Below are 13,818 nucleotides of genomic sequence, written 5' to 3'. Positions count from 1 at the left end.
GAACCGACGATGAGTTTTGATTTAGCCTCACGTTGCACTGCTCAAAAGGAGCAGCATCTTTATCGAACCCGTTTAAATTTACAAAGCCCTCAAACACCAGAAGTTACTATTAACGGACAACGCTATTTGGCCTTTTGCAGTAATGATTATTTAGGCTTGGCTGCTCATCCCAAAGTAATTGAGGCGCTTTCTCTTGGTGCAAAAAAATGGGGGGTGGGTGGTGGTGCTTCTCATTTGGTGATTGGTCATAGTGAACCGCATCATGAATTAGAGGTTGCATTAGCACAGTGGACTAAACGTGAGCGCGCCTTATTGTTCTCTACGGGGTATATGGCTAACCTAGCCGCTGTTACCGCGCTTGTAGGAAAAAATGATACGGTATTAGAAGATCGTTTAAACCATGCGTCATTATTGGATGCAGGGCTTTTAAGTGGTGCAAGATTTTTGCGTTATCAGCATAATAATGCGGACAATCTTCAATTACGTTTAAAAAGATCTCAAGGTAATACACTGGTGGTTACTGATGGTGTCTTTAGTATGGACGGCGATATGGCGGATTTACCGACACTTTGTCAAACGGCTAAAGCTCATCAGGCTTGGGTAATGGTTGACGATGCGCATGGTATGGGAGTTTTAGGTCGTACAGGGGCAGGGCTAGTTGAGCATTTTGGTTTAACAGTTGATGATGTTCCCGTATTAATGGGTACATTAGGCAAAGCTTTTGGTACATCAGGGGCTTTCATTGCAGGCAGTGAGGAACTTATAGAATACCTTATTCAATTTGCGCGCCCTTATATCTATACTACCAGTCAGTCTCCTGCTATTGCTTGCGCAACGTTACAGAGCTTACGGCTGATCGAACAAGAGTCATGGCGAAGAGAGCATTTAAATAGCTTAATCGAGCAGTTTAAAGAGGGGGCAAAACATATTGGTTTCCCTTTAATGGAGAGTCAAACAGCCATTCAGCCTATTCTTATCGGTAACAGTGAAGCAGCGATGTTGTTTTCAGAGAAACTAAAACAACAAGCTATCTTAGTAACGGCTATTCGTCCGCCGACTGTTGCTAATGGAAGTGCAAGGCTTCGTATTACTTTAACGGCAGCTCATACAGCAAACCATGTTGAACATTTATTAGATGCTTTAGCAAGTTGTTGGAAGCAGATGAGCGAGACTACCCCATGAGTTGTATTTTTTTATTAACTGGGTGGGGTGTTGGCGAGCAATGTTTAATGCCATTAGTCGATGAGCTAGCAAAGCTTAATCATCATGTCATTATCAAAAACTTACCCTATTTGGCTGAGCCTAAACAGTGGTTTTCAGTCTTAGAAAAACAATTACCTGAAAATGCTTATTGGGTGGGTTGGTCTTTAGGGGGGCAATTGCTCAGTCAGTTGACAATGTTGAAGCCAAAACAATGCTTGGGACTTGTAACATTAGCCAGTAATGTTAGTTTTACAGTAAAAGAAGATTGGCCTTATGCCATGGATGCTGCTGTTTTTAATCAGTTTGAGCAAAGCTATAAAGATGCCCCTAAGCAGACTATAAAGCGCTTTTTACAGTTGGTTTCACAAGGCTCATCAGAACCAAAAACGATGGTGAGAACTCTACAGCAAGCCGTGAGCGATGATGTGATGGTGTATGGTGATATTGGCTTAACACTATTGGCTAATTTAGATACGAGACTCGCTTTAAAGCAACTGACTAAACCACAATACCACTTGTTTGCTGAGCAAGATGCGCTAGTGCCTATTGCTTGTGCTACCGCGATAGGCGACTGGTTACCTGAGGCTAAAATAGAAATATTTCATCAAGCAGGGCATGCATTTGTGATTCAAGAATCGGCTGTAGTCGCTAGTAAAATTGATCAGTTTATTAGGGGCTGTTTATGAAGCCCTGCAAATCAACTATCGCGCTTTCTTTTTCTAAGGCTGCGGTGAGTTATGATCAATCTGCTGCATTGCAAAGAAAGATCGGTGATACGTTATTAGTCGGGCTTTGTCCAACACAAGCGGTTGATACATTATTAGATCTGGGGTGTGGTACAGGTTATTTTTCTAAGGTGTTAAAAAAAAGATTCCCACAGAGTATCTTAATAGGCGCTGATTTAGCTGAGGGGATGTTACAGCAAGCAAAAAATACTGTAAACGATGCCCTTTGGGTAGCAGGGGATGCAGAAATCTTACCCTTTCAAAGTAATAGTGTTGACGTGGTTTTCTCTAATCTTGCCTTGCAATGGTGTCATGATTTTTCAAAAGTACTTGATGAAGTCTATCGTATCTTACGACCAGGTGGTTTCTTCTTATTCACTACCTTGTGCCATGGAACATTGCAGGAGCTAAAACACAGTTGGCAAGCAGTAGATAACCATATACATGTTAATCAATTTATGGGGTTTGCAGAGTATATGACGCTGCTTAATAACAGTCATTTCTCTATTGATGCTTGTTGCTGTCACCCCGAAGTAGCTTATTATCCAACATTAACTGCATTAATGGCTGATCTAAAAGGTATTGGTGCACATAATATTAACCCCAATCGTTCAAAAGGGCTTACAACAAGACAGCAGATAGCCCATTTGATAAAAGCTTATGAGCAATACCGTGATGAGCGAGGGCTCCCCTCAACTTATCAAGTGCTTTACGGTTATCTAAGTAAAAGGTAGTGCAATGTCGTTGAAGAATGCTTTTTTTATTACAGGAACAGACACAGAAATTGGTAAAACAACAATTGCTTGTGGTTTGCTGGCAGCAGCTAAAGCCAAACACTTGACTACGGCCGCTGTAAAACCTATTGCCTCGGGTTGTGAGTTAACCGCTGATGGGTTAAGAAATGAAGATGCGCTAGCCTTATGGCAACAATGTACCGTAGTGTTGGATTACGCAGAGATTAATCCTGTTGCCTTTCAACCGGCGATTGCTCCCCACATTGCAGCCATTGAATCACAGCAAGTTTTATCTGTCGCTATGTTGTTACCTAAAGTTCAAGTTGTTTTGGAAAAAGATGCTGATTTTACGGTGATTGAAGGGGCTGGTGGTTGGCAAGTTCCCCTTAATGAACACGAGTATCTTTCTGACTTGGCAAAGCAGTTAAAGCTTCCTGCGGTTTTAGTGGTTGGGGTTCGCTTGGGTTGTGTTAATCATGCGCTGCTCAGTAAGCAAGCTATCTTGTCAGAGGGCTTAACGATTGCTGGTTGGGTGGCTAATATCGTTGATCCTAAAATGTCACGTTTATCTGAAAACCTAGGGACATTACAAAAGCATCTGAATTTGCCATGCTTGGGGCAAGTACCCTATTTACAACAACCAAATGCTCAGCAAGTGGCGAGTTACTTAGATATTACGGCGATGTTAGGAGATAAAAATGAGTCTAAATAATGACTGGATGGCACGTGATTTAGCCGTGTTATGGCACCCCTGCACACAAATGAAAGACCACGAGCAATTGCCTTTAATTCCTATTAAAAAAGGCGAGGGGATTTGGTTGGAAGATTTTGAGGGTAATCGATATTTGGATGCCATTAGTTCATGGTGGGTCAATGTTTTTGGGCATGCGAATCCTAAAATTAATCAACGCATTAAGGCGCAGGTAGACCAACTCGAACATGTGATTATGGCAGGTTTTACTCATCAACCTATTATTGAGTTAGCCGAACGCTTAGTTGAGGTTACTCCCAATGGTTTAGATCGCTGCTTCTTTGCTGATAATGGTTCATCTTGCATCGAAATTGCATTGAAGATGAGTTTTCACTATTGGTTAAATCAAGGAAAACCTCAGAAGAGAAAGTTTATTACGCTGACCAATAGTTATCATGGTGAAACGGTAGCTGCAATGTCTGTGGGAGATGTTTCTATTTTCACGGAAACCTATAAAGCGCTATTGTTTGATGTGATTAAAGTGTCATCACCTGATTGTTATAGCAGAGCAGAGGGTATGAGTGAAGAGGAGCATTCACTGCTGATGTTCAAAGAGATGGAAAAAGCAATTGCAGAAAATCATCAGCAAGTAGCGGCCGTCATCGTAGAGCCCTTGATTCAATGTGCTGGGGGGATGCGGATGTATCATCCTGTCTATTTGCAGAGGCTCAGAGAAGTATGCGATGCGTACCAGGTCCATTTGATTTTAGATGAAATCGCAGTTGGTTTTGGCCGTACGGGCACTTTGTTTGCGTGTGAGCAAGCCAATATTAGCCCCGACTTTTTATGTTTGTCTAAAGCCTTAACAGGTGGTTATTTACCGATGTCGGTGTGTATGACGAGCAATACTATTTATCAAGCTTTTTACGATGATTATAAGACGTTAAAGGCTTTTTTACATTCACACAGCTACACAGGCAATCCATTAGCCAGTGCGGCAGCGTTAGCTACATTGGATATTTTTCAATCGGAGCAAGTGATTGATAAAAATCGTATACTCAGTGCTTATTTAGCCAATGCAGTGGCCTCGTTAAAAGCTCATCCTCATGTGGGGGATGTACGCCAAACAGGTATGGTGGTTGCTATTGAAATGGTGGCTAATAAGCAAACTAAAGAACCTTTTCCATGGCAGGAGCGAAGAGGCTTACAGGTGTTCAAATATGCATTAAGTCAAGGTTTGTTGTTGAGGCCTATAGGCAATGTGGTGTATTTTATGCCGCCCTATATTATTACGCCTGAGCAAATTAACTGGATGGCTGGTATCACCATTGAGGCGATAAACAGAGCCACTCATAAACCCGTTGGTAAAGTGGAACAAATTGCAGGTCATTATCAAGCCCCTGCATGAGTGTTTATCGATTAATTTAATTACTATTAGCACCAGCTAAGTTTCGTCTTGCTTGAGCTCGCGCTTCTATGATTTGCGCTTTTTGGCGAATACGTTGTTCTGCTGCGTTAAGCCTAAAAGTACGACGATTATTAGTTGATGCGACTTGATTAGAAGGCGCAGTTTTTAAGTTAGACGTAATATTACGTCCTAGAGAGGGTCTAGTCTCTATGTTTGTCCTGTTGGGTTTGAACACTTCGCCATTCATATCTACAGTGTGGCAACCACGGCCAGAGGGGCCTTCTAAACAGACTGATTCTGCAAAAGTTAACGTGGGTAGCAGACATAAAAATAGTAATGTTTTTTGAAGCATAGCAATAAGACCTCTGTATTTTGCTGTATATAATAATCAATACAGAGGTATTGTCTATTACTTTTATATTTTTTTAGTCGAAAATTTATTGGCGCCCAATAACATGAATAGTAAGATACCGATAGCAGCACAACCAGCCACAACGGCTAATGCGATGCTGTAGTTACCATTGGCATGATTAGCAATATAAATTTGTAATGATAAATTCATCGAAGCTAACAGATTACCCAACTGATAAACAAAACCAGGTAATACCGCACGGGCACCCTCTGGCATTAACTCATTTAAGTAAACAGGTATCACCCCCCAAGCTCCTTGAACCATAAACTGCATGATAAATGCCCCGACACCAAGCATGACCGAACCAGAAGCAAAAGCCCAAAGAGGAATAGCCGGTAATGCTAGTGCTGCGGCAATAATAATGGCATTACGACGACCAATTTTTGCCGATAAGCTACCAAAGAAGATGCCCCCGAGAATAGAGGCAATATTATAACTAATAGCAATGAAACTGATTGTATGGGGAGCAAAGCCTTGTTGTTTTTCGAGAAAAATGGGGTATGCGTCTTGTGTTCCGTGACTAAAGAAATTGAAACAAGTCATGAGTAACACTGCATATAAACAAAGTTTCCAGTTATTTTTTATGATAGGCAATAAAGGCGTATTGGTTTTGTCTTTTTGTTTAGAAGCTAGCCATACAGGGGACTCATCAACAGCAAACCAAATATATAAACCGAGGAAAATAGGTAAAGAACCGATAATAAATAAGTTTTGCCAGCCTAATACGCTATAAAGTGCGCCAAAAACAATTGCGGCGAGTAAATAACCCGCTGGATAACCTGCTTGGAATAGGCCAGAAACAAAACCTCTTGATTTTTCTGGTGCTGTTTCAAGCGCAAGCGAAGAAGCAACGCCCCAAATACCTCCCATGGCAATACCATAGATAAATCGAATGGTTAAGAAAATAAAGAGTGTGGGGGCAAATGCTGAGGCTAATTCTAATGAGGAAAAGATAATAACATTGATGATGAGTAGAGGTTTTCTTCCATATTTTTCTGCAAGTCTTCCCAGTAATAATGCGCCGATAGGGCGTGCTGCAAGTGTTAAGAAGACAGCGAGTGATACTTCTTCAATACTAACATTAAAACTTTTAGCAATATCGCTAAAAACAAAGACTAATAAGAAGAAATCAAAAGCATCAAGTACCCAACAGCTAACCGCAGCAAAGACAGCACTTTTTTGTTTTAGTGTCCAATGTGACATAATGAGTTGTACTCCAGTTGTTATTTTATGTTTATGGTTATTATTTTTAGTCAATTTTTAATATAGACTCTCTGTTTTTCAGTAAGTTTCTTTCTTTTATATTTTTACAGCATTGGGAAATAACAGTTTAGGGAATAGAGGGCTGATATTTTTTTATAAAAATGGATTTAATTTCAAAAATGGCTACTAAAACGGTTAAAATAGTTACACTGAAATTAATAAAGCCTGTTGGTTAATTATTTATATACATTCATGCTTGTTTTTAATAATTTTTACACATCGTTTGTTGGTATTTTCAGTGATTGTGCTAAATTAGATAAAAGTAAAACGATAGTTTGAATTTCTAATAATAAGGATTTTTTATGTACGAAAGTTTTTGGCAAGACAAATATCCAGAAGTTATACCTTATGAGATAGATGCCGATGCATATAGTAGTGTCCTTGATGTATTTCATGAGTCTTGTAAAAAGTTTGCTGATAAACCAGCATTTACTAATATGGGAAGAACATTAACTTATCGAGAAGTAGACCAACTATCAGCACAATTTGCAGCTTATTTACAAAGTAATTCTGACTTAAAGAAAGGTGATCGTATAGCGGTTCAATTACCCAACGCGTTACAGTACCCAGTAGTCATCTTTGGTATTATTCGGGCAGGGTTTATTGTTGTGAATACTAATCCTATGTATACACTAAGGGAGATGGAGCATCAATTTAATGATGCTGATGTAAAAGTAGTTGTTTGTTTATCAACCAGTGCGCACTTGGTACAAGAAGTATTGCCTAAAACTAAAGTTAATCAAGTGATTATTGGGGAAATAGGAGACTTTTTACCACCATTCAAGCGAATAATCACCAATTTTGCAGTGAAACATGTTAAAAAGTTGATTAAACCTTACCACATAAAAAACAGTGTTTCATTAAGATACGCGTTAAAAGTTGGGGCAAGTAAACCGTTTAAAGAAAATATACCCCAAGCAAGTGATATTGCCATTTTACAATACACAGGCGGTACAACAGGTATTGCTAAAGGTGCATCACTCACTAATAGAAACCTTGTTGCCAACATGATGCAATCAAAATATTTTATGGGAGTGGGGCTATCTGAGGGAACAGAAGTTATTATAACACCGTTACCTCTTTACCACATTTACTCATTTACCATTCACTGCATGGTGGTCATGGTCTTGGGGGGGCATAATATCTTAATTACAGACCCTCGTAATTTAAAAGGGTTAATTGAAGAAGTGGCGAAATATCCCTTTACCGTCTTCGTAGGATTAAATACTTTATTCGCTTCATTAGCCAGTAACGAAGAATTTAAAAAGCTGGATTTTTCTCGTTTAAAATTATCACTTTCAGGTGGTATGGCATTACAGCCTGCTACTAATGAAAGTTGGCAGAAGCTAACAGGGTGTCAAATTTGTGAAGGTTATGGTATGACAGAAGCAAGCCCTGTTATTAGTGCAAATCCACCACTACCTAATTGGGTAAAAACAGGCACAATTGGTTTACCTCTTCCCTCAACAAAATGCAAAATTGTTGATGATAACGGTAATGAGGTATTACTTGGTGAGCGGGGCGAGCTTTGCATAAAAGGTCCTCAAGTGATGAAAGGCTATTGGAATAAACCAGAAGAAACTGCAGAAGTGATTGATAGTAACGGTTGGTTGCATACAGGCGATATTGCAGTTGTGAGAGAGGATGGCTATTTAACTATTGTTGACCGTAAAAAAGATATGATTGTTGTGTCAGGATTTAATGTCTACCCCAATGAAGTGGAAGATGTTGCCGCACATATTGAAGGTGTTTTGTATACAGCAGCTATTGGTATTCCTGATGAAAAGTCAGGTGAAGCGGTTAAGCTTTTTATCGTGCTAAAACCTAATGTTCAAATGAGTGCTGAAGATGTTAGAAACTATATGAAAGATCATTTGACTGGCTATAAACGCCCTAAACATATCGAGTTTAGAGAGTCTATACCCATGAGTAACGTGGGAAAGGTGTTGCGTAAAGATTTACGCACAGAAGAGCTTAAAAAAATAGCTCAGAAATAAAATATAAAAAGGCGCATATTAGGCGCCTTTGTTATTAAACGTGTAGTTTTTTTGTAATTTCAGCAACTCGTTTACCAAGTGCTTTAGCTGCTTCAATATCACCATTATGTGGTGCCTCTTCAGGTGAGGCATCTGAAGGAGATATTCCCATCACACCAATCGAGCCACCAGACCAGTTAATATCTTTTGAACTATGGGCTTTTGTGTTGGAGGGTAGAAGACCTAAACCAACCCATATTTGCCCATGTTGTTGAGCAAAAGTGAAAAGATAGTTTAATGTTTGCCCTTTATCGCCATTGGTAGAAGCCGAGTTAGTAAAACCAGCGGCTACTTTATCTTTCCATTGGCTCATAAACCAAATTTTAGAGGTCGCGTCTGCAAATTTTTTGAATTGCCAAGCAGGGCCTGCCATATAAGTAGGCGTTCCATAAATAATAGCATCAGCTTTACTTATTTCTGTTAATTCGCTTTCATTAAGTTCACCTTCTTGTGAAATGGCATAAAGTGTTGCTTTGGTCTCTGCATCATTAGCACCTAACTGTACTGCTTCTGCGAGCTTCTTAGTATGGCCATAGCCACTGTAATAAACGATTGCTACTGTAGTCATAATATTCTCCTTTAATTATGGATTCATTTTAATACTTTTTAATAAAAGATTAAGGGGGAGAAATGGAGAGGATTGTTTCATCAATGGAACAGATAAGAATAATATAGAATACTTGTAGAATATTTTTATTAAATGTAATAAATGATTTGAGCTTTTATAGTGAAGGATTATTTAAATTGGCACATTATAAAGTTTATCAGAATGATATTGGAGCAATTGCAGGTATCAAAGATTGAATGATGGTTTTCATTACTTCTTCTATAGTTGTTCAGGCTAAAGTGGAGTAAGAATGTTACTATGAAAAAAGCAGTTGGAAAGGTACCTCTTAATTCTAAGTATTATTTTAAATTATGATAAAAAAATATTCGGTCACGTGCTGTTAGTTATAGTTTTTATTAAAGAGCAAATACTGTCAATATGCGTTGTTATTAAAAAGACTTAAATAATACACATAGCAGATCAACTCAAGCAAGGGAGGTGAGTTTTCCCCTTCTGTCAAGTGCTTAATGTGTTATATGCTAGTATTGTAGGTTTTAATGCTGGTACAGCGTAGAAAAATAGTTAGTAATATAGAGTATTATTAATAAAGGCTAAACATCAGTTTAGCCTTTTTGTTGAAGTGATTTAATTAGGCAATACACGACAAAGTAATGATTTTATGTAACGCGTCTCAACAATCGCAGGGTGAACAGGGTGGTCTGGCCCTTGTCCTCCACGTTCAATAATTTGAATAAAACGATCATTATGACGAGCAGCCCCTTGAATAATATCTACTAAACTTTCTTCAGCTAAATGCATGGAGCAAGAAGCGCTCACTAATAAACCGTCTTTCTCTAATAAGCGAACGGCTAATTCATTAAGGCGGTGGTAAGCGGCTTGTCCATTTTTGAAGTCTTTTTTGCGTTTAATAAAGGCGGGTGGGTCTGCCACAATAACATCAAACTTTTCATTGTTTGCTTTGAGTTCTTTCATGGCCTCAAATACATCACCTTCAATACACGTCAGTTTTTCAGCAACGTTATTTAATGTCGCGTTACGTTCTACGCCATCTAAGGCAAAATGAGAGGAGTCGATACAAGTAACAGCTGATGCTCCATTAGCAGCGGCTTGAATACCCCAACCACCAATGTAACTGAATAAATCGAGGACACGTTTACCTTTTACATAGGGCATTAAGTGTGCACGGTTAAAACGGTGATCATAGAACCAGCCTGTTTTTTGACCCTCCATAATAGGGGCTTCAAAGGCAATACCATTTTCTTCTAAAGTGACCCATTCAGGAACATCGCCATAAGCCACTTCAACATAGCTAGTCAGTGCTTCAGCGTTGCGAGCAGAACTGTCGTTTTTCCAGAGGATTCCTTTAGGATTTAGCACTTGTATAAGGGCTGCTTGGATATCTTCTTTATGTTGTTCCATGGCGGATGAGTTTAATTGAGCAACAAGAATATCACCAAAGCGGTCGACAATTAACCCAGGAAGTAAATCAGAGTCACCATAAACTAAGCGATAAAAAGGTTTAGCAAATATTTTTTCACGTAGAGAAAGTGCTACCTGTATGCGGTGAACAAGTAATGATTTACTCAGTGTATGTTCAGTGTTTCTTGAGATAATACGTGCGCAAATCAGATTGTTAGGGCTCAGCACGACAATGCCTAAGGGTTTACCTGCAGACGTTTCTAAAATCGCTTGTTCGCCACTGATAAAACCTTGTAGGGGAGTGATTTTATTATTAATTTCATTGCTGTAAATCCAAAGGTGGCCTGCACGGATACGGCGATCGGCATTGGCATTAAGGCGTAGGGTAGATAGTGTCATTACGAAAGACTCATTAAAAATTATAGCGTATAAGCATAACAAATAACCTCGCTTGATGGATAGTTTATAGGTGTTATTATTTTTTATGCTCAGGCATAATAGTACATTAATTAGCGATGACGAATAGATAGAATAGAATTATGGAAAAAAACAACCTTTCTTCTCATACACCGATGATGCAGCAGTATTTAGGCATAAAACAAGATTATCCTAACCAGTTGTTATTTTATCGCATGGGAGATTTTTATGAGTTGTTTTATGAGGATGCCAAAAGAGCTGCTAAATTATTAGATATTACGCTGACAGCACGCGGTCAATCAGCGGGTAATCCTATTCCTATGGCTGGCGTTCCTTTTCATTCGGTTGAAGGTTATTTAGCTAAACTGGTTAAGTTGGGTGAGTCGGTAGTGATTTGTGAGCAGGTAGGAGATCCTGCCACCAGCAAGGGCCCTGTTGAGCGAAAAGTAGTGCGTATTATTACCCCCGGTACTGTGACAGATGAAGCCTTGCTTGAAGATCGCCGTGATAATTTATTGGTTGCTGTATTAGGTGATGAGCGCCATTTCGGTATGGCTGTGCTTGATATCGCCAGTGGTCGTTTTAGTGTGCAAGAACTAAAAGGCTGGGAAAGTCTACTGGCTGAGTTAGAGCGCTTAAACCCTGCTGAGCTTTTATACCCCGACGATTGGCCTATGGGGTTACCGCTAGAAAAACGTAAAGGAGCCCATCGCAGGCCTATATGGGATTTTGATCGAGATACAGCTTTTAAAGGGCTGTGTGAGCAATTTGGTACACAGGAGTTAGCTGGTTTTGGTTGTCAGGATTTAAAATTGGCTATTAGTGCAGCAGGCTGTTTATTAATTTATGCAAAAGAAACACAGCGCACTGCATTACCCCATATTCAAGGTTTACATCACGAGCGTATTGAAGACACAGTTATTTTGGACAGCGCCAGTCGCCGTAATCTAGAAATTGATTGCAATCTTAATGGTGGTTTTGATAATACTTTGCTATCCGTACTAGACCATTGTCAAACAACGATGGGGAGTCGATTATTAGCGCGTTGGTTAAATAAACCATTGCGTCAAGTTGATATTATTCGTTCGCGGCAGTCGGCTATTGCAAGCTTATTGAATAATTATAATTTCGAGCCTATTCAACCATTATTAAAAGAAATTGGCGACGTAGAACGCATTTTAGCTCGAATAGGGTTACGTAATGCACGCCCGAGAGATTTAGCCAAGCTGCGTGATTCGTTAATCATCTTACCCGCTGTACAATCAGAACTAAAGCGTATTGATGATCCAAAGCTGCAAAAATTAGCGCAGTATATTACAGAATATCCCGCGTTATCGGCGACATTACAAAAAGCCATTATTGAAAACCCTCCCGTAGTCATTCGTGATGGAGGGGTGTTGGCTGAAGGTTATGATCAAGAGTTAGACGATCTGCGTAATATCAGTGAAAACGCAGGTCAATACTTAATGGATCTTGAAACACGTGAGAAGGAAAGAACAGGAATTGCTACCCTTAAGGTGGGATATAACCGTGTACATGGCTACTATATAGAAATTTCTAAAGTACAAGCGGGTAATGCAGAAATCCCCGCTGATTATATTCGTCGCCAAACATTAAAGGGCGCTGAGCGCTATATTACTCCTGAACTTAAAGAGTTTGAAGATAAAGCACTATCAGCTAAAAGCCGCGCTTTAGCTAGGGAGAAGTCGCTTTACGATGCATTGATAGAGAGTCTCATTTTACAATTACAACCTTTGCAAAAAACTGCTGAAGCGGTAGCAAAGTTAGATGTGCTTTGTAATTTGGCTGAGCGGGCTTTAAACCTTAATTTAGTTGCCCCTGAGTTTGTTGAGCAAGTAGGGGTTACTATTGAGCAAGGTCGCCACCTAGTGGTAGAGCAAGTGCTAGAAAAGCCTTTTGTCGCTAATGATTTAGCATTGAATGATCAAACACGTATGTTAATTATTACAGGCCCTAACATGGGGGGTAAATCCACCTACATGCGTCAAACCGCATTGATTGTGTTATTGGCCCATATGGGGAGCTATGTGCCTGCAAAAACTTGTCAGCTGTCATTGGTGGATAGAATCTTTACCCGTATAGGTTCAAGTGATGACTTAGCGGGTGGACGTTCAACCTTTATGGTTGAAATGACGGAAACAGCTAATATTCTTCATAATGCAACAGAACAAAGCCTTGTATTAATGGATGAAGTTGGGCGAGGCACCAGTACTTTTGATGGTTTATCATTGGCGTGGGCAGCCGCCGAATACTTGGCTAAATTAAAAGCTTTTACCCTATTTGCTACGCATTATTTTGAATTAACAACGTTACCAGAATCATTACTAAGTATTGCTAATGTTCATCTTAAGGCCGCTGAGTATAATGATACTATCGTTTTTTTACACCATGTCATTGCTGGGCCTGCTAGTCAAAGTTATGGACTCGCAGTCGCCAAGTTAGCGGGTGTGCCTAAAGAGGTGATTGAGCGGGCTAAAGAGCATTTGAGTGTGTTAGAAACAACCGCGGTTGATACCAATACATTAAGTAATCAACAAATAAAAAGTGAATCTATTCCCCAACAAAGAGATTTATTTACACAACCAACACATCCTGTGATTGATGAGCTAGCCAGTGTTAACCTAAATGAGTTAACACCCTTCAAAGCATTAGAATTACTTTATGCCTGGCAAAAAAGGATTAAATAGCCAGGAATGTTGAAAAAAATATTTAATTTATCTTAAAGTGTAATGGGGGAGAAGCTTTTACAAAGTAGTCCCTCTTTAATAAGCCTTTACTAAAAGCCGTTTTATCTTATGAAAATGTTATAATAAAAGACATTATTATATCGATATAACAAAATAATACAGCAAGACTTACACTATTTATATTTTAAACTGTTAAAATTGTATCAATAGTTATATGTGTTAGGAGAAAAATAA

The 13,818-nt window shown here is 39.3% G+C and carries 11 protein-coding genes; 7 read left to right on the top strand and 4 right to left on the bottom strand.

Annotated elements, in window-relative coordinates; genetic code table 11:
* Window positions 1–9 precede the first annotated feature (9 nt).
* From bioF to DM558_RS05375, 5 genes are read left to right on the top strand one after another with little or no spacing between them, the layout of a single operon-like run.
* Window positions 10–1,182 carry an 8-amino-7-oxononanoate synthase gene (gene bioF / locus DM558_RS05395; protein ID WP_127162482.1) on the top strand — a complete coding sequence of 391 codons (1,173 nt, stop codon included), beginning with the start codon at window positions 10–12 and terminating at the stop codon, window positions 1,180–1,182.
* Window positions 1,179–1,889, top strand: coding sequence for an alpha/beta fold hydrolase (locus DM558_RS05390; protein ID WP_127162480.1), 711 nt, complete (start codon window positions 1,179–1,181; stop codon window positions 1,887–1,889). Before bioF ends, DM558_RS05390 begins: the two co-directional genes overlap by 4 nt.
* Window positions 1,886–2,662 (top strand): malonyl-ACP O-methyltransferase BioC, encoded by a 777-nt coding sequence (gene bioC / locus DM558_RS05385; RefSeq protein WP_127162478.1) that lies wholly within the window; start codon window positions 1,886–1,888, stop codon window positions 2,660–2,662. The genes DM558_RS05390 and bioC overlap by 4 nt, the downstream gene beginning before the upstream one ends.
* 10 nt (window positions 2,663–2,672) lie before the next feature.
* Window positions 2,673–3,374, top strand: a complete 702-nt coding sequence (bioD, locus tag DM558_RS05380; RefSeq protein WP_407644305.1) for a dethiobiotin synthase — start codon at window positions 2,673–2,675, stop codon at window positions 3,372–3,374.
* On the top strand, window positions 3,361–4,761 hold the full coding sequence (locus DM558_RS05375; RefSeq protein ID WP_127162474.1) for an adenosylmethionine--8-amino-7-oxononanoate transaminase: 1,401 nt from the start codon (window positions 3,361–3,363) through the stop codon (window positions 4,759–4,761). Before bioD ends, DM558_RS05375 begins: the two co-directional genes overlap by 14 nt.
* Window positions 4,762–4,777: 16 nt before the next feature.
* Here the strand turns inward: DM558_RS05375 and DM558_RS05370 are convergent, their stop codons facing one another.
* Both DM558_RS05370 and DM558_RS05365 read right to left on the bottom strand, forming a co-directional pair.
* Window positions 4,778–5,113 carry a hypothetical protein gene (locus DM558_RS05370; RefSeq protein WP_127162472.1) on the bottom strand — a complete coding sequence of 112 codons (336 nt, stop codon included), beginning with the start codon at window positions 5,111–5,113 and terminating at the stop codon, window positions 4,778–4,780.
* A gap of 63 nt (window positions 5,114–5,176) precedes the next feature.
* The gene (locus DM558_RS05365; protein ID WP_127162470.1) at window positions 5,177–6,376 is read right to left on the bottom strand and encodes an MFS transporter; all 1,200 of its coding nucleotides are present in this window, start codon (window positions 6,374–6,376) and stop codon (window positions 5,177–5,179) included.
* 362 nt (window positions 6,377–6,738) lie between these two features.
* Here DM558_RS05365 and DM558_RS05360 point away from each other — a divergent pair, with 362 nt between their 5' ends.
* Window positions 6,739–8,433 carry an AMP-binding protein gene (locus DM558_RS05360; protein WP_127162468.1) on the top strand — a complete coding sequence of 565 codons (1,695 nt, stop codon included), beginning with the start codon at window positions 6,739–6,741 and terminating at the stop codon, window positions 8,431–8,433.
* 34 nt (window positions 8,434–8,467) lie between these two features.
* Here the strand turns inward: DM558_RS05360 and DM558_RS05355 are convergent, their stop codons facing one another.
* Both DM558_RS05355 and DM558_RS05350 read right to left on the bottom strand, forming a co-directional pair.
* Window positions 8,468–9,040 carry a flavodoxin family protein gene (locus DM558_RS05355; protein WP_127162466.1) on the bottom strand — a complete coding sequence of 191 codons (573 nt, stop codon included), beginning with the start codon at window positions 9,038–9,040 and terminating at the stop codon, window positions 8,468–8,470.
* Window positions 9,041–9,664: 624 nt separating this feature from the next.
* Window positions 9,665–10,858: a class I SAM-dependent rRNA methyltransferase gene (locus tag DM558_RS05350; RefSeq protein ID WP_127162465.1), complete on the bottom strand. Its 1,194-nt coding sequence runs from the start codon at window positions 10,856–10,858 to the stop codon at window positions 9,665–9,667.
* Window positions 10,859–11,031: 173 nt separating this feature from the next.
* Between DM558_RS05350 and mutS the strand changes: the two genes are divergently transcribed.
* On the top strand, window positions 11,032–13,584 hold the full coding sequence (gene mutS, locus DM558_RS05345) for a DNA mismatch repair protein MutS (RefSeq protein ID WP_127164822.1): 2,553 nt from the start codon (window positions 11,032–11,034) through the stop codon (window positions 13,582–13,584).
* The last annotated feature ends 234 nt before the right edge of the window (window positions 13,585–13,818 follow it).

The organism is Entomomonas moraniae (assembly GCF_003991975.1).
Lineage (GTDB): Bacteria > Pseudomonadota > Gammaproteobacteria > Pseudomonadales > Pseudomonadaceae > Entomomonas > Entomomonas moraniae.
Note: the sequence above shows the minus strand (reverse complement) of the source record. Positions and strands in the feature narration are given on the sequence as shown.